Annotated in this window: 19 protein-coding genes and 1 pseudogene; 16 read left to right on the top strand and 4 right to left on the bottom strand. The window is 65.9% G+C overall.

Annotated elements, in window-relative coordinates:
* The 5 genes and pseudogenes from ABQF30_RS27155 to ABQF30_RS27175 form a co-directional block, all read left to right on the top strand.
* A pseudogene (locus tag ABQF30_RS27155) lies at window positions 1-281 on the top strand (hypothetical protein); the annotation flags it as partial.
* A 13-nt stretch (window positions 282-294) separates the two neighbouring features.
* Window positions 295-924, top strand: a complete 630-nt coding sequence (locus tag ABQF30_RS27160; protein ID WP_448469711.1) for a class F sortase — start codon at window positions 295-297, stop codon at window positions 922-924.
* Window positions 925-1,073: 149 nt separating this feature from the next.
* Complete coding sequence (locus ABQF30_RS27165) at window positions 1,074-1,442, top strand: hypothetical protein (RefSeq protein WP_448469713.1); 369 nt, start codon at window positions 1,074-1,076, stop codon at window positions 1,440-1,442.
* 133 nt (window positions 1,443-1,575) lie between these two features.
* A complete protein-coding gene (locus tag ABQF30_RS27170; protein WP_448469715.1) occupies window positions 1,576-1,809 on the top strand; it encodes a hypothetical protein in 234 nt (77 codons plus the stop codon).
* A gap of 42 nt (window positions 1,810-1,851) precedes the next feature.
* Complete coding sequence (locus tag ABQF30_RS27175) at window positions 1,852-2,169, top strand: ESX-1 secretion-associated protein (protein ID WP_448469717.1); 318 nt, start codon at window positions 1,852-1,854, stop codon at window positions 2,167-2,169.
* A gap of 7 nt (window positions 2,170-2,176) precedes the next feature.
* Here ABQF30_RS27175 and ABQF30_RS27180 read toward each other — a convergent pair whose 3' ends face one another.
* Window positions 2,177-2,761, bottom strand: coding sequence for a TetR/AcrR family transcriptional regulator (locus tag ABQF30_RS27180; protein ID WP_448469719.1), 585 nt, complete (start codon window positions 2,759-2,761; stop codon window positions 2,177-2,179).
* Window positions 2,762-2,782: 21 nt separating this feature from the next.
* Between ABQF30_RS27180 and ABQF30_RS27185 the strand changes: the two genes are divergently transcribed.
* The 3 genes from ABQF30_RS27185 to ABQF30_RS27195 are packed head-to-tail and all read left to right on the top strand — an operon-like array spanning window position 2,783 to window position 4,161.
* Window positions 2,783-3,172: a hypothetical protein gene (locus ABQF30_RS27185; protein WP_448469721.1), complete on the top strand. Its 390-nt coding sequence runs from the start codon at window positions 2,783-2,785 to the stop codon at window positions 3,170-3,172.
* 2 nt (window positions 3,173-3,174) lie between these two features.
* Complete coding sequence (locus tag ABQF30_RS27190) at window positions 3,175-3,672, top strand: hypothetical protein (protein ID WP_448470074.1); 498 nt, start codon at window positions 3,175-3,177, stop codon at window positions 3,670-3,672.
* A gap of 60 nt (window positions 3,673-3,732) precedes the next feature.
* Window positions 3,733-4,161 carry a DUF1707 domain-containing protein gene (locus tag ABQF30_RS27195; protein WP_448469723.1) on the top strand — a complete coding sequence of 143 codons (429 nt, stop codon included), beginning with the start codon at window positions 3,733-3,735 and terminating at the stop codon, window positions 4,159-4,161.
* Window positions 4,162-4,591: 430 nt separating this feature from the next.
* On the opposite strand, the gene ABQF30_RS27200 is transcribed toward ABQF30_RS27195, so the two are convergent.
* Entirely contained in the window at window positions 4,592-5,236 is a 645-nt protein-coding gene (locus tag ABQF30_RS27200) for a response regulator (RefSeq protein WP_448469725.1), read from the bottom strand.
* On the bottom strand, window positions 5,237-6,205 hold the full coding sequence (locus ABQF30_RS27205; RefSeq protein ID WP_448469727.1) for a sensor histidine kinase: 969 nt from the start codon (window positions 6,203-6,205) through the stop codon (window positions 5,237-5,239). It lies immediately after the preceding gene.
* A gap of 202 nt (window positions 6,206-6,407) precedes the next feature.
* On the opposite strand from ABQF30_RS27205, the gene ABQF30_RS27210 reads away from it, so the two are divergent.
* Together ABQF30_RS27210 and ABQF30_RS27215 are read left to right on the top strand one after the other, a co-directional pair.
* On the top strand, window positions 6,408-6,896 hold the full coding sequence (locus ABQF30_RS27210; RefSeq protein ID WP_448469729.1) for a CBS domain-containing protein: 489 nt from the start codon (window positions 6,408-6,410) through the stop codon (window positions 6,894-6,896).
* An 11-nt stretch (window positions 6,897-6,907) separates the two neighbouring features.
* Complete coding sequence (locus ABQF30_RS27215; protein ID WP_448469731.1) at window positions 6,908-8,194, top strand: ArsB/NhaD family transporter; 1,287 nt, start codon at window positions 6,908-6,910, stop codon at window positions 8,192-8,194.
* A 5-nt stretch (window positions 8,195-8,199) separates the two neighbouring features.
* Here the strand turns inward: ABQF30_RS27215 and ABQF30_RS27220 are convergent, their stop codons facing one another.
* Window positions 8,200-9,624 carry an FAD-dependent monooxygenase gene (locus tag ABQF30_RS27220; protein WP_448469733.1) on the bottom strand — a complete coding sequence of 475 codons (1,425 nt, stop codon included), beginning with the start codon at window positions 9,622-9,624 and terminating at the stop codon, window positions 8,200-8,202.
* 138 nt (window positions 9,625-9,762) lie between these two features.
* Here ABQF30_RS27220 and ABQF30_RS27225 point away from each other — a divergent pair, with 138 nt between their 5' ends.
* Genes ABQF30_RS27225 through mnhG form a run of 6 tightly spaced genes read left to right on the top strand, consistent with a single transcriptional unit; the run spans window position 9,763 to window position 15,850 of the window.
* Window positions 9,763-12,645: a Na+/H+ antiporter subunit A gene (locus ABQF30_RS27225; RefSeq protein ID WP_448469735.1), complete on the top strand. Its 2,883-nt coding sequence runs from the start codon at window positions 9,763-9,765 to the stop codon at window positions 12,643-12,645.
* The gene (locus ABQF30_RS27230) at window positions 12,642-13,100 is read left to right on the top strand and encodes a Na(+)/H(+) antiporter subunit C (protein ID WP_448469737.1); all 459 of its coding nucleotides are present in this window, start codon (window positions 12,642-12,644) and stop codon (window positions 13,098-13,100) included. Before ABQF30_RS27225 ends, ABQF30_RS27230 begins: the two co-directional genes overlap by 4 nt.
* Window positions 13,097-14,692: a Na+/H+ antiporter subunit D gene (locus ABQF30_RS27235; protein WP_448469739.1), complete on the top strand. Its 1,596-nt coding sequence runs from the start codon at window positions 13,097-13,099 to the stop codon at window positions 14,690-14,692. The genes ABQF30_RS27230 and ABQF30_RS27235 overlap by 4 nt, the downstream gene beginning before the upstream one ends.
* Window positions 14,689-15,228 carry a Na+/H+ antiporter subunit E gene (locus ABQF30_RS27240; RefSeq protein ID WP_448469741.1) on the top strand — a complete coding sequence of 180 codons (540 nt, stop codon included), beginning with the start codon at window positions 14,689-14,691 and terminating at the stop codon, window positions 15,226-15,228. Before ABQF30_RS27235 ends, ABQF30_RS27240 begins: the two co-directional genes overlap by 4 nt.
* Window positions 15,225-15,512, top strand: coding sequence for a monovalent cation/H+ antiporter complex subunit F (locus tag ABQF30_RS27245; RefSeq protein ID WP_448469743.1), 288 nt, complete (start codon window positions 15,225-15,227; stop codon window positions 15,510-15,512). The genes ABQF30_RS27240 and ABQF30_RS27245 overlap by 4 nt, the downstream gene beginning before the upstream one ends.
* The gene (gene mnhG, locus ABQF30_RS27250) at window positions 15,509-15,850 is read left to right on the top strand and encodes a monovalent cation/H(+) antiporter subunit G (RefSeq protein ID WP_448469745.1); all 342 of its coding nucleotides are present in this window, start codon (window positions 15,509-15,511) and stop codon (window positions 15,848-15,850) included. The genes ABQF30_RS27245 and mnhG overlap by 4 nt, the downstream gene beginning before the upstream one ends.
* Window positions 15,851-16,113: the final 263 nt, after the last annotated feature.

A 16,113-nucleotide genomic window follows, 5' to 3' on the forward strand; every position in this document is an offset into this window, starting at 1 on the left:
TCCCGCCGGACTTCGGCCCGTGGCCGGATCCACTGCCCACACCCAACGTCTGGCCCGGTCCAGTCCCACAACCCGCACCCAGCCCGGCGCCTTCGGACGCCACGATGCCGCAGGCACCACAAGGTCCGCTGGAGGCGGCACCGTCGGGTTCCGGAGTTGGCGCGACACCGCCCGCGGGCATATCACCGGGCGCGCCTACCGATCCCGGTGCCCACGTTGGCCCGGGGTACCCGGTACAGGCTCCGACCGGTTTGGTCGATCCGGCGATGTTCCTGCCGTAGCCGCGAGACCATCGTGACCCGTCGCGCCGTCGCCGGGGCGATCGCCGGTTTGGTGATCGCCTTGGCGCTCCCCGGATCAGCTGAGGCGCAACTGACTTCGGGCCACGCGCCGGTCACGTGGCGGTCACTGCCTGCCAGTCCACTACCGGTCGAAGCTGGGGTGTTCATTCCTGCCCAACTCAATATCCCGGCTATCGGAGTGACGGCCCACGTCGTCCCGGTGGGGACAGTGATGGCCCCTGCTCCTTTCCTCGGAGGCCAGGTGGTGCCGACGTTTGCCGTACCGCCGGATGCGTCCAGCGTCGGATGGTGGGACGGTGGACCCCTGGTTGGCGCCCCCGGCATGGCAATCATGTTGGGGCACACACAGGTTGGCGGTGGCTATGCAGTGTTCAACCGTCTCGGTGAGCTGCGCTCCGGTGATCAAGTCAGGGTCGCAGGTCGTCCTGGCGGCGACGGGGCCGATTTCCGCATCATCCGCGTGGTGTCTGGCATCCCGAAGAAGGATCCTGAAGCGCTGCGGCGGGTGCTGTCCGATAACGCACAGGGCGCACAACTGGCGTTGATCACCTGCGGCGGCGACTTCGAGGCCAGCTATCGGGCAAGCGCCGACAACATCGTTGCCTTCGCCGCGCGGTCGTGACGTCTGCTCGCGTCGCCGCCAGCCCGACGCAGATGGATATGGGCCTCCTGGCGGACCTGATCGATCGCGGCATCAGGAGCTCACCGACGGACGAGCCATAGAGCGACTACGCAACTTTCACCTATCTGAACGGTAACTACGTTTACGGTGTGGCCGACCACGCCAATGGAGTCAAGTCAAGCGTTCCGTGGGGCATGGCGGGAATCGGAACTGACCTGCTGTCGATCACACAGACGGTGGCGACCGAAGGCGCCTCGGCAATGGCCAGGTCGGCGGCCGCATCGGGCGACCTGGCGTCGGCCAACACGCTCAAGAATTTCGCCAAAGGCGCTGGAACTCCGATAATCAATGCCGGGTTGATCACCCTGACCATGGAAAGCAACATGCTGGGATTCGGACGGCCTGCAGACGGGGCGCGGTTCACGGAAGCCGCCACCCAGTTTTTGGACGCCCACTCGACGCTACTGAGGCCCACCCGGCGACTGGACGGGCGATGGGTCGACTGCCTACGGCGATAGAAATAGAGAGCAACAGGCATGTGCCGCCGAAATGTCTACTACGGACGCAAACATTCAGAAGGTCCTCGTCGAAGAAGCCGGTCAGGTCGATCAAACACGCGAATCCGTGTCGAAATGCCAGACCATACTCAGCTTGAGCATCATCCCCGGGCTGGCAGCCAAGGCGATCCCGGTCGTGGGCCAAGCGGTCTCGATCGCAATTGAGGTCGCAGCAGTCGCGGGCACCGTGCCCGTCGGCACGATGCGAGTCCATGAAATGGCCAGTCATTCCGGACAGCATGCAAGCAAAATCAAGGAATTGGCCTCACAGTACGAGTCGATCGGTTCGACCGCCGAGATTCCGGGCGGCGGTTTTGGCCCCGCCTAGACCTCACCTCGCTACGACCTGAATCCAACACGGGAACTGCAGATGACTCAACCGCCACTCACCGTTTCCGAGCAGATCCTCTCCACCGCAAGCATCCAGGCGGACGCCGCAACGAAGATCGAGACCGCCAAGTCGGCAACCCATGGTACGGCCGGGCATGTTTTTCAGACCCACGGCCTCGTGTGCTCGCCCACAGCAATGGCGTTGAAATCGGCAGAACTGTCGCGCCGTAACGCCGCGGAGAAGATGCACCTGATCTCGACGGACCTCTCGGTCAAGTTGACGTCCGCGGCTACCGAATACGACGGCACCGACCAACAAGAGGCCGGCAAGCTCAATGGCCAGATGCAGCCGGACTGAACATCTTTCACGCTAGCGCCAACAACGCGCGCACCGCTTGCGCCATGTCCTCCTCCAGCCAGGGCGGCATCTCCTTGTCGTGCGCATGGCGACGCACGGTCGCGTACGGCAGGTCCACCACGGCCCGCGCCATGGCGTCCATGGTTCGTTCGCCGTCGTCGCCAAAGATCGCGCGGGCCAGTTCGTGTAATCGCTCGATGAGTGGAGCGTTCATCGTGGCGAGCGTGGCCTGAAAGTCAGCGTCGGGTTCGCCGTCGAGGAGGTCGGCGGGCCGGATGGTCAGCAGCAGCCGGGCGTCGTCTGGAATCTCGCGGGCGAATTGCACGGCGGCGACTGCCATGGCCACTGCCGACTCCAATGCAGACTCCCCCTTTGCGGCCATCGCCCGCGACTGGAACCGCTCCAACGCTCGCAGCCACGCCGCGGTGAGGATCCCGTTCCGGTTGCCGAACCGGTGATACAGCGTGCCCGCCGGTGCACCGCTGACCTTGGCGATCGCCGCGACGCTGGCGGCCCGAGGCCCGTCAGACAGCACCAGCGCGCGCGTCGCGTCGAGAATCACATCGGTTTCATGCTTCCGCGGAGGGGCCATGATCTAGTACGGTCCTTCTATATGAAACGTTTACCCTATATCGATGAGCATGCCATAACCGTCGACGCCGACGCGGCCACGACATGGGCCGCCACCCTGCGCACCATGTGTGACGATCCGGCTGATCCGCGCGCTCCGTTCGGCTTCGCCATCGGCGAATGCACACCGCGCGAGCGTCTGGTCCTCAAAGGCCGGCACCCCTTCTCGATCTACGAGTGGGTGTTCGAACTCGACGCCCTCAGCCCGCACCGCACCCGGGTGCGCTCGCAGACCTGGGCGGCGTTCCCGGGCCTGCACGGCAAGATCTACCGGGCCCTGGTGATCGGCTCGGGCGGCCATCGAGTGGCGGTGCAATGGATGCTCAAACGGATTGCGGGGCAATTACGTCCGCGTCCGGAGGTGACCGCGTGACCATGACGTTCATGAATTGGGGCGCGACGCCTCAGGAGCGCGTGGCCATCTTGCCCTGCGATGAGGTGGCACCCAGCGCTCGCACCCGGGCTGATCGGGCGATCACCATCAACGCACCGGCATCGGTCGTGTTCGGTTGGCTGTGCCAATTGCGCGTCGCGCCATACAGCTACGACCTGCTCGACAACTTCGGCCGCCGCAGCCCGCGCACGCGCGACCCGGCCCTGACCGGACTCGCAATCGGCCAGCGGTTCATGGGCCTCTTCGACCTGCAGTCGTTCACCGACGATGAGCACATCACGCTCCAATCGGGGAAGGTGACCGTCACCTACTCGGTGCGGGCGGCCGGGGCGGGCAGCCGTCTACATGTGCGCGTCTTGTTCGACGGTCCACGCCTGGTCGGGTGGGCTCTCGCGGTGGGCGACGTGGTGATGATGCGCAAACAACTGCTTACGTTGCGTCATCTTTCAGAACTGGACGCTGCGGGGATCGCATCTTGACGCTGACAAGTTGCCGTGGAATAGTTCAACTTGTCACTGCCTAGATGTTCAGGGGATGCGATGGCTGACATTGTTCTCAACACCGCCACAACCACGCGCGCCGGCGACGGCGAACGCGAAAAGACCGCCAACGACCTGGGCCGGGCGCTCGCGCAGGGCTACCTGACCATGGCCGAATATGAGGTCCGCCTGCAATCCGCCTTCCAAGCGCAGACCACCGGCGAACTGCGCCAACTTCTCACCGACCTGCCCGTCGCTCAACTCCGCCGCAACGACCCGCGTCGTCGTGAAGCCCAAATCAGGGCGGCCAGACTGGGCGTTCGCATCCACCTCGCCGCGTACGTCGCGGGATCCGTACTGATGCTTGGCATCTGGCTCGCCGTCGGACTCGGCGGCGGTGGATGGTATTTCTGGCCGGTCTGGCCGATCATGGGCTGGGGCATCGGCGTTGCGTCCCATGCGATTCCGATCTGGGCTCACGGTCGCTGAGCACTGCCCGCCGCGGCCCGCGTCTGCCGAAAAGCGTTTACGTCTAGGATTACTGCTTGATAGTGACTGCAATCCGCGGCGTAGATGCCTGCCCCCAGGCGGCGACGCGCAACCGCGGCCCGCGTGTGAAGCGCCTTGGCGGAGAATCGGCTTTGGGACCGCCACCACGCTTCAAACGCGGAACGTGCGGCCCGGACGATTCCAGGCATTGCAGCCTCCAGCGACAATGTCGCTATTAGGCGGGCGCACCGAATTACGTTGCAGGAGTGACAGATAGGGGTCATCGGGATTTATGGGGTTTCGAGCTTGTGGCTACCGCGGCGCATGTGACTGAGGTGGCGATTTCCGCGACTCAGTCGCGCACAGGCGGGCACATCGACGATGCCGCCGGGAGCCGCCGAAGATCACCGATCAACGCCGAGCAACACAGTCACGGCTCGATGAGCCCAGCCCGGATGGCATACCGCGTCAACGCCAACCGATCCCGCAGCCCCAGCTTGGCCAGGATGTTGGTGCGGTGGCGGTCAACGGTTTTGGCGCTGATGGTCAATGTCGCCGCGATCTCCCGCGTCGAATACCCCTCGGCGATGAGCTTGAGCACCTCCTCCTCGCGCGGCGTGATGATGTTGTCGGGCATCTCCCCGCCCTGGCGGGCCCGGTGCAGATAGTCGCGGATCAACGCGGTTACCGCACCGGCGTACAGGAACGGTTCACCACGCATCGTCGCCCGGCAGGCCTCCAGCAGGTCGCGGTCAGCCACCGATTTCAGCACGTAGCCCGACGCTCCCGCTTTGAGCGCCTCGAAGAAGTACTGCTCGTTGTCGTACATCGACAGGATCAGGATGCGGACGTGCGGGTGTGACCGGTTGATCTCACGTGCCGCCTGCAGGCCGGTCATTCGCGGCATCGCGATGTCGAGGATGGCCAGGTCGACGGGAGTGCCGTCCAGCGCTGCCAGGGCCTCATACCCGTCGGCCGCCTCGGCCACCACCTGCAGATCGGGTTCGGCGTCGATGATCATCCGCAACCCACTGCGCACCAGGGCGTGGTCGTCGGCGAGCAGGATTCGGGCCATTCAACCCCTCCGGACCGGGATGACGAGACGCACCTCGGTACCGCCACCATCCGGTGAAGTGATGGTGAGCGCGGCGTTCACGAGCAGCGCCCGTTCTCGCATGCCGTTGATCCCGGCGCCTTCGCCGACCACGCCGCCGCACCCGTCGTCGGCAATCCGCAGCGTGAGTTCATCGGCGCCGGCGTGCAGATCCAGCCATACCTTGCTGGCCCCCGAATGCCGGGCCACATTCGTCAGGCTCTCCTGCGCGATCCGGTAACAGACCAACTCGATGTCAGGCTTGAGTCGATCCACCTGCGGGGCAACATGTTTGATAACGGCAATACCCGAGGCCTGAGCGAAGTCGTTGCAGAGTGCATTCAAAGCACTGTGCAGACCCAGATCTTCGAGGGCATCCGGGCGCAACCGGCGGGCGATGCCACGCACCTCGTCGAGGCTGGCTCGCACGATCTCCTGCGCGTCGGCCAGCTCGCCGCGGATCTCCGACGGCGCGCGGTCCACCGCCCGCTTGAGGGTCAGTAGGGCGACCGTCAGGGTCTGGCCGATCTCATCGTGCAGTTCCCGCGCGATGCGCTGGCGTTCGTTCTCCTGGGCGGCCAAAGCCGACGCGCTCGCCGTGGTCCGCTCGGTCTCCAGGCGGTCCAGCATGGTGTTGAACGACGAGATCAGATGGTGCAGGTCGCCGGTACCACGGTCGTCCACGCGGTCGCTACGCCTGGGCGGATCGACTCGCCGCATTGACGCGGCGAGCCGATCCAATGGGGCAAGACTGGATCGCAATAGCAGTGCGTTGGCAGTCAGGATAATCGCCAAACCCACCACCAATACTGGGATTTCGGTGAGTTTTATCCGTGAAGAAACTGACGCGGGCGACAGCGCCAGGATCAACGTGCCCAGGGTGAAGATCAGGCCGTTGATCAGAAACACCCGCCGGAACAGTGCCGCCGCCGGGGTCCGCGCCGGTTTCACCACACCAGCGTGGCCCGCGACGAGGACTTTTGTCCATACAGGTGCCATCCCCCTGCGAATGGGTGTCAGCCCCGATGGTCACTGGTGGATATGCCGCCCACACTTGCTGCACCTGCTTCGAAGCGCCCGAATGCCGGCATCTGTTCACCTGCGATCGCCGAAATCCTGCACAGCCGTCCCGACTGATCGGAGAACGAGGACGATGACGATAGCTACCCATTGGACCGAAGAGATGCAAGCACACGAGATCGCCGTCCACCCGCCGACGGTTCGCACCGACGATCCGGTGTCCAAGGCCGTGCAGTTGATGGTCGTCAACCGGCTGCCCGGCCTGGTCGTGGTCGACGATGCGGACCGGCCGATCGCAGTGCTGCCCGGAACACAGGTGCTGCGCCTGGCGATTCCCGAGTCGTACCGGGATGACCCCGCCTTGGTGCGGACGGTCGACGAGATTCACGCCGACCTGTTCTGGCACGGCCCCGGGAAGTTGACCGTCGGCGACTGCCTACCCAGTCCCGTCGCCAAACCGGCCACCGTGTCCCCGGACGCGACGCTGTTGGAGGTCGCCACGGTCATGGCCAACAAACGCAGCCCGCTCATCGCGGTCGTCGACCGTAGCGGGCGCCTCACCGGAGCGGTGACGCTGGAACGGCTACTGACCAGTCTGGCGGTGGCCGGACCCGGCGACTGACCCCTGAGCCCATGTTGGCTCCGGTCCTGGCGCTGACGATCTTCGTCGTCGCCTTCTGGTTCATCGCCACCGAACGGGCCGACAAGGTCAAGACCGTCCTCGTCGCCGCCGGCCTGATGGCTCTGCTCGGCCTGATCCCCGGCGAGAAGATCTTCTATTCCGAGCACGAGGGCATCGACTGGAACGTCATCTTCCTGCTGCTCGGGATGATGGTCATCGTCGGCGTCATCAAACAGACCGGCCTGTTCGACTTCCTCGCCATCTGGGCAGCCAAGCGCTCCCGCGGCAAACCGTTCCGGCTCATGGTGATGCTGATGGTGATTACCGCGATCGCGTCGCCGGTGCTCGACAACGTCACCATCATCCTGCTCATCGCCCCGGTCACCTTGGTGATCTGCGACAGGCTTCGCATCGCGCCGCAGCCCTACCTGATCGCCGAGGTGCTCGCGTCGAACATCGGCGGCGCGGCCACCTTGATCGGCGACCCGCCCAACATCATCATCGGCAGCCGTGCCGGCCTGACATTCAACGACTTCCTCATCCACATGGCCCCGGCGGTGATCATCATCTTCGCGCTGTTCGTGGTGTTCACCCGGTTGCTGTTCCGCGCCGACCTGCGCAACGGGACGATGCACATCGACGAGGTGATGGCCCTGCAGGAGCGCCGCGCCATCAAGGACACCCGACTGCTGGTCCGCTCACTGGTGGTGTTGGCGGTGGTGATCGTCGGGTTCGGTCTGCACTCGGTGCTGCACGTCGCGCCGTCGATTGTGGCGTTGCTGGGTGCGGGGGCGATGCTGCTGGTCACCGACATCGACGTGGCCGAGGTGCTGCCCGAGGTGGAGTGGTCGACGCTGGTGTTCTTCATGGGCCTGTTCGCGATGGTGGCGGGTCTGGTGCACACCGGGGTGATCGGAGCGCTCGGGTCGGTGGCCGAATCGGCGTTCGGCGACAACTGGTTCGGCGCGGCCACCGCGCTGCTGTTCGGCTCGTCGATCGTCGGTGCGTTCGTCGACAACATTCCCTACACCGCGACGATGACGCCCGTCGTGGAAGGCATGGTGGCCCAAGCCCCTGATGCCGACACCGGCCAGGCACTGTGGTGGGCGTTCGCGCTGGGCGCCTGCTTTTCCGGTAACGGCACCGCCATCGCCGCGAGCGCCAATGTGGTTGCCATAGGTATCGCGAAACGGGCCGGGCATCCGATCAGCTTCTGGCGGTTCACCCGCTACGGCATCGTGGTGACGCTGTTGAGTACCGCTCTGGCGTGGGTGTATGTCTGGCTGCGCTATTTCTGAGAGCGTCACCCCGACGCAGAAGTCCAATGCGCGATCGCCGCGCGCACGTCAGCCGAACGCGGCAACCGCTCGCTGGCCCAGGCCACATAACCGTCGGGCCGGACGAGCAGCGCGTCGGGCAACTCGGGCCGGTCGTCGATCGCGTGCACCACGTCGCAGCCACCGATGTCCACCGGCGCCGCGGTCAGCAGCACGAACTTCCCTGCCCGCAACAACTCATAGAGCCGCTTGCCGTCACACTCCACATCGGCCATCCGCCGCCCGACCAACCGGTCCTCGCCCCTCGACCGCGGATACGCGATGCCGATCCCGCTGAGCCGCTCGGCCAGGAACCGCCGCGTGCGAGGAACGCGCAGCACGGCACCGAGCACCAGTACCCGAAATCGGCGCGTGGCCGCCGAGCTGAGCACCACCTGATTGAACGCATCGGTGAGCCGAAGCACCGCCGCACCGACCGGATGCCGCTCGCGTTCGTAGCTGTCCAGCAACCATGCCGGTGCCTGTCCCCGCACCGCCGACGCGAGCTTCCAGCCCAAGTTGATCGCGTCGCCGAGCCCGGTGTTCATCCCCTGCCCACCGAGCGGCGAATGCACGTGGGCGGCGTCGCCGGCCAGGAACACCCGACCCGAGCGGTAATGCCGGGCTTGACGTCGTTCACTGAGGAACCGAGAGCTCCACCGCATCTCGCTCATGCCGAAGTCCTCACCAGCGATGCGGCGAAACGCGTCGCGCATCTCATCGAGCGTGACCGGCTCGTCCAGCGGGGCCTGCTCACGCAACCGGTCCCAGGCAATCGCGCGGAACCAGCCGTCACCGAACGGGACGAACAGCACCACGCCTTCCGTACCGGTCCTGGCGAACAACGTCTCGGTGGGCGGCGACGCCAACCTGACGTCGGCCAGCAGGACGTGCGTCTCATACTGTTTGCCGACGAAGTCGATCCCGACGAGCCGCCGAACGGCGCTGTGCGCACCATCGCAGCCGACGACGTACGACGCCTGCAGGCTCTCGCCGCCGGCCAGGTCCACGGTCACCGCGTCGGCGTCCTGCCGCAGGCCGACGACTTCCGCACCGCGGCGCACTTCAACGCCCAGCTCGGCGCCCCGCGCCTCCAGCACATGTTCGGTGCCGCTCTGCGGGACGATGAGCACCATCCCGTAGCGAGTAGGCAGCTCGCGAAGATCCAGCGTCGTCCCACCCGGTGGCGCCAGCTCCTGCACCGGTAGCCCGCGGCTCAACAACTCCTCGACCAGGCCACGCCCGTCGAGCAGTTCGAGGGTTCTGGCGTGGACGGCGAAGGCCCTCGTGATGTTGGGCATCGTGGTGCGTTCCTCCAGCACGGTGCACTTCGCGCCGCCCAGGGCAAGCTCGCACGCCAGCATCAAACCGGTCGGGCCCGCACCCACGACCAGAACCTCGTTGGTTGCCACGAGAATTCACCCCCTCGCCGCGCGACGGCTCTGCACGCTGATCGTAACGACAACGGCCCACGTAGAATGGCTAACCGAAGCCGTAGCCAATCCAATAGCTAGAGGCTGACACCCCGACCCCAACCCGATCGGAGTGCCATGCTCGCCGTCCTACTCGCCCACGCGGTGGCCACCGCGCTGGCGCCACTTCTGGTGGCCAGATGGGGTCGGGCGGCGTTCTATCCGCTGGCGCTTGTTCCGCTGGGCTCGCTGGTGTGGGTGGGGCTGAACTGGCCGACGGACGACCGGGTCCCGACGGTGCACATTCCGTGGGTCTCCGAACTGTCGATGGACATCACCCTGCGGTTCGATTCGCTCGCGGCGATCATGAGCGTATTGGTGCTGGCCATCGGGGCGCTGGTGCTGTTCTACTGCGTGGACTACTTCCACCACCATGACGGCAAGATCGAGAAACGGCTGCCCAGTTTCGCGGCCGAGCTCGTCGCGTTCTCCGGGGCGATGTTCGGTCTGGTGGTCAGCGACAACATGCTGGTGCTCTACGTGTTCTGGGAAACCACCACCGTGCTGTCGTTCCTGCTGGTCGGCCACTACGCCGAACGGGCCACCAGCCGTCGGGCCGCCACTCAGGCACTGCTGGTGACGACGTTCGGCGGGCTAGCCATGCTGGTCGGCATCATCGTTCTGGGCAATCTCGCCGGCACCTATCTGCTCTCGGAATTGATCGCCGCGCCGCCGACGGGGACCGCCGCATCGATCGGCATCGCGCTGATTCTGGTCGGCGCGCTGTCCAAGTCGGCGATCGTGCCGATGCACTTCTGGCTGCCCGGTGCGATGGCAGCGCCGACGCCGGTGAGCGCGTATCTGCATGCGGCCGCCATGGTGAAGGCCGGTGTGTACCTGGTGGCGCGGATGACCCCCGGTTTTGCCGACACCCCGCTGTGGCGGCCCATGGTGATCGGCCTCGGGTTGCTCACCATGTTGCTGGCCGGGTGGCGCGCGGTGCGCGAATACGACTTGAAACTGATCCTGGCGTTCGGCACGGTCAGCCAGCTCGGTCTGATCACCGTGATGGTCGGCGCCGGTGGATCAGACATGATGCTGGCCGGGCTGGCCATGCTGTGCGCGCACGCGATGTTCAAGGCTGCCCTGTTCATGGTGGTCGGCATCATCGACCACGCCACCGGCACGCGCGACATCCGCCGGCTGGCCGGGTTGGGATCCCAGCACCGGCCGCTGCTGATCATCGCGTGCGGGGCAACCGCCAGCATGGCCGCACTTCCACCGTTCTTCGGCTTCGTCGCCAAGGAGGCCGATCTGGAGACGGTGCTGCACAGCGCCGCGCTGGGAACGGCCGCACCCTATGTGCTGGCCGGTATCGTGCTCGGCTCGGTGTTCACCACCATTTACAGTCTGCGGTTCCTGTGGGGGGCGTTCTCCGCCAAAGGATTACCCAAACCCAGCATCCGGGTGACCGAGATGCACCGTCCCCCAATAACTTTCCTGGCATCCCCGGCGATCCTGGCCGCCGCGGGCCTGGTGTTCGGAGTGTGGCCGGCGGGGCTGGACGCGGTGCTCGACGAGTACGCCGACACGGTGCCGGGCGGATCGGGCTATCACCTGGCGTTGTGGCACGGGCTGGGCCTGCCGTTGCTGCTGTCGGTTGTGGTGATCGCCGTCGGCACCGCAGTGTTCTTCGGCCGGAATCGGCTGCCCCGCACCCGTTTCGCCTATCGACCGCTGGGCAACGCCGACCACGTCTACGACGCGGTCATCCGCGGCCTCGACGTGGTTTCCGTGCGACTCACCTCGCAGACACAGCGCGGATCACTGCCGGCCACCCAGTCGGTGATCCTGTCCACGTTGGTGCTGCTGCCAATCGCAACGCTGGCGCTCGGTGCCCGCGATCACCCCGATTTCGCGCTGTGGGGTTCACCGCTGCAGGTCGTGGTGGGGTTACTGATGCTGGCCGCGGCGCTGGGCGCCACGGTGATGCGCAACCGTCTGGCCGCTGTGCTGCTGGTCGGGGTCACCGGCTACGGCTGCGGCGCGATCTTCGCGTTCCACGGCGCGCCTGATCTGGCGTTAACCCAATTCCTGGTCGAGACACTGGTTTTGGTGACTTTCGTGCTCGTGCTGCGCACGCTTCCGGCCGAGGCCGAAGCGACCATGATCAACAAGAACCGTCTTCCCCGGGCTCTGCTCGCCCTCGCGGTCGGCGCGGCGGTCACCACCCTGACCGTCTACGCCATGGCTGCCCGCACCGGCGCCGGCATCGCCGAGTTGCTGCCGGACGCCGCCTATTACCGCGGACACGGCGCCAACACCGTCAACGTCCTGCTTGTCGACATCCGCGCGTGGGACACCATGGGCGAAGTGATGGTGTTGCTCGTCGCCGCGACGGGCGTGGCGTCACTGGTGTTCCGGCACCGACGGTTCGGCACCGCGCCGCGGGTCAGCACCGCCGTCGGTCAGCCCGACATCGGCCCGGTCGGTGCCTACAGCCCTGCCGCCGGCGGCGTCACCTGGCTGCGCGGCAGCGAACTGCGCGACCCCCGGCACCGGTCGCTCGTGCTGGAGGTGGCGACTCGCATCATCTTCCCGCTCATCATGGTGCTCTCGGCGTACTTCTTCTTCGCCGGACACAACACCCCGGGCGGTGGCTTCGCCGGCGGTCTGACCGCGGGACTGGCGCTGGTGCTTCGCTATCTGGCCGGCGGCCGTTACGAATTGGGCGAGACGCTGCCGCTGGACGCCGGCAAGATCCTCGGCACCGGACTTGCGTTGTCGGCGGGAACCGCCGTCGCGTCGCTGCTGGTCGGTGCGCCCGCCCTGTCGTCGGCGCTGGTCCAGTTCGAGCTTCCGCTGTTGGGCTCGGTCAAGTTCGTCACTGCCCTGTTCTTCGACCTCGGGGTGTACCTGATCGTCGTCGGCCTCGTGCTCGACGTGCTGCGCAGCCTCGGCGCCCGGGTGGACTTGGACTTGGCGGAGAACCCCGTACCGGCGAAGGCGGTAGCACGATGACAACCTTCCTGGTTCCCCTGATCCTCATCGGCGGCCTCACCAGCGCCGGCGTGTACCTGCTGCTGGAACGCAACCTCACCCGAATGCTGTTGGGATTGTTGTTGATCGGCAACGCCGTGAATCTCCTGATCCTGACGGTCGGCGGCCCGGGCGGCAATCCGCCGATCCGCGGGCGCGGGAGCAACGGCGCAAGCACCACGGCCGATCCGCTGGCACAGGGCATGATCCTCACCGCGATCGTGATCAGCATGGGCATCGCGGCGTTCGTGCTGGCCCTGGCGTACCGGTCATACCGGTTGACCACCGCCGAAGAAGTCACCAACGACCCCGAGGACGAGCGGGTTTCGCAACTGTCCGCGGCCGAGGAGGACGTCGTCCCACTACCCGACACCAGCCGCGACACCGAGGCACCCGACGAACTCGACGCGCTGCCGGGATTCGAGGGCTCCAAGTGAACGCCCAAACCCTGATCCCGCTGCCGGTGCTGATTCCCGCGATCGCCGCGGCAATCACATTGGTTGCCGGACGGCGGCCACACCTGCAACGGATCATCGCCCAGGTGGCCCTGGTCGCGGTGGTCGCGGTGTGCGGGGCGCTGCTGTACCTGGCCGATCGCGATGGGACGCTGGCGCTACATGTCGGCGGCTGGGGCCAGAGTGTGCCGGGAATGGGCCCACTCGGCATCACCCTTGTGGTCGACCGGCTCTCGGCACTGATGCTGGTGGTGTCCTCGATTGTGCTGCTGGCGGTGGTCGTCTACGCGATCGGCCAGGGTATCCGCGACGGTGACGAACGCCAGCCGGTGTCGATCTTCGTGCCCACCTATCTGGTGCTGTCCGCAGGTGTGTGTACGGCATTCCTGGCCGGTGACCTGTTCAATCTGTTCGTCGGATTCGAGGTGCTGCTCGCCGCGAGCTTCGTGTTGCTGACCATCGGGGCCAGCGAGGAGCGCGTGCGTGCCGGCATCGCGTACGTGATGGTGTCGATGGTGTCGTCGCTGATCTTCCTGATCGGCATCGCACTTGTGTACGCCGCCACCGGAACGCTGAATCTGGCCGAGCTGGCGGTGCGCCTCGACGATGTTCCCGACGGCACCCGTACCGCGCTGTTCGCGGTGCTGTTGGTGGCGTTCGGTATCAAGGCCGCGGTGTTCCCGTTGTCGGCGTGGCTGCCCGACTCGTACCCCACCGCGCCGGCTCCGGTCACTGCGGTGTTCGCCGGGTTGCTGACCAAAGTCGGTGTGTACGCGATCATTCGCGCCCATTCGCTGCTGTTCCCCGACGGCGGGCTGGATGCGGTGCTGTTGATTGCCGGCCTCCTGACGATGGTGATCGGCATCCTCGGCGCGATCGCGCAGAGCGACATCAAGCGATTGTTGTCGTTCACGCTGGTGAGCCACATCGGCTACATGGTGTTCGGGATCGCGCTGGCCTCCGAACTCGGGATGTCCGGCGCGATCTACTACGTGGCCCACCACATCGTGGTGCAGACGACGCTGTTCCTCGTGGTCGGTCTGATCGAGCGCCAGGCCGGCGCGTCCACGCTGCAGCGCCTCGGCGGGCTCGCCGCCGCCAGCCCGGTGCTCGCGTTCGTGTTCGTCGTCCCCGCGCTGAATCTTGGTGGTATTCCCCCGTTCTCAGGGTTCATCGGGAAGGTCGCGCTACTGGAAGCCGGCGCCGAGAACGGCTCGGCCCTGGCCTGGGTCTTGGTGGGCGGCGCCGTGATCACCAGCTTGCTGACGCTGTACGTGGTGGCCCGGGTCTGGACGAAAGCGTTCTGGCGAGCCAGGGCCGACGCGCCCGAAGGTCATCTGTCGGGTGCCGCACCGGCGGTGTTGCTCGACGTCGGCGAGGACATCGAGTTCGCCGACCGCGACAGCGTGGGCCGCATGCCGGTGGGCATGTTGGTACCGACCGGCGCGCTCATCGTGGTGGGGCTGACGCTGACGGTGGCGGCCGGTCCGATCTTCGCCTACAGCGAGCGGGCCGCGGCCGAGGTGCTGGACCGAGGGCAGTACATCTCAGCAGTGTTGGGAGGCACCCAATGAGAAAGTACGTGCTGCGCGCCTGGGTGCTTTGCTTCCTCGTACTTGTGTGGATCCTGTTGTGGGGCAACGCGTCCGTGGCCAACATCATCAGCGGGCTGGTGGTCGCCCTGCTGATCACCCTGCTGCTGCCGCTGCCGGCAGTGCCGGTGGAAGGCAAGCTGCACCCAGTGTCGCTGTTCAAGCTGAACGCGTTGGTGACCTATTACCTGGTCCTGTCCTCGGTGCAGGTGGCGTGGCTGGCGGTGCGGCCCGGCCCACCGCCGCTGACCGCGGTGCTACGCGCGCACATGCCGCTCAAGTCGGATCTGGTTCTGGCATTGGCGGTCAACATCCTGAATCTGACACCGGGCAACATCGTGCTCGAGATCGACCAGTCCAGGCGGATGCTCTACGTCCACGTTCTCGATGTCGGTTCCGAACGCTCCGTCAACCGCTTCTACCGCCAGGTTGAGCAGTTTCAGCGAATGCTGGTTGCCGCATTCGAACGCGACTCCGACTGGAAACCGGCCGCGGACAAGGAGGTCGACGCCTCATGACCTGGGTATGGATCATCGCAGGGGTCATGCTCACGGCGGCCGCTGCCGTCACCATGTTCCGCTTGTTGGCCGGGCCCAGCACGCTGGATCGCCTGGTAGCCCTGGACACTTTGGTTGCGGTGACGATGTGCGCGATCGGCACCTGGGCAGCGTTCAGCCTGGACACCACGGTCACCTACAGCCTGACCGCGCTCGCGTTGATCAGCTTCGTCGGTTCGGTGAGCGTCGCCCGGTTCCGCGTGCCCGACATCGACAATCCACGGCCGAAACGGAAGCTGCTGTGAACACCTTCGACATCATCAGTGCGGTACTGGTTCTCAGCGGATCGACACTCGCGTTGACCGCCGCGATCGGCATCGTCCGGTTCCCCGACACCCTGTCGCGCATGCACGCCGCCACCAAACCACAGGTGCTGGGTCTGCTGCTGGTGTTGGCGGGTGCGGCTATTCGACTGCGCGGCCACGCCGACGTCGGCATGGTGATCCTCACCGGGCTGTTCACGCTCATCACCGCGCCCGTGATCGCCAATCGAGTCGGCCAACTGGCCTACCGCGAGCAGAACATCCGCGACGACCTGCTGACCCGCGACGAGATGGCCGAGTTCGAGCAGGGCCGGGACTGAGCGCGATTATCGCGCCGAGACCAACGCTTTGGTCGATGTAGCGCGCGGGATTTCGACCAAAGCGTCGGGTTGGCTAGCGATCGGATCGTCATGTTCATCGTGCGAGGCCGCGAAATTCGTGCCATCAGGCTGCGCTGACGTGCGATAACGTCACCGTTTGAGATGACACAGCGAGTCTGAGGACAAGATGCTTGTTGACCCCGACGTTTTGCGCGGTTTCGCAGACCAAGTCCAGATCGCATCGGCCGCCATCACCGGATCAC

The sequence above is a fragment of the Mycolicibacterium sp. XJ870 genome (assembly GCF_053483975.1).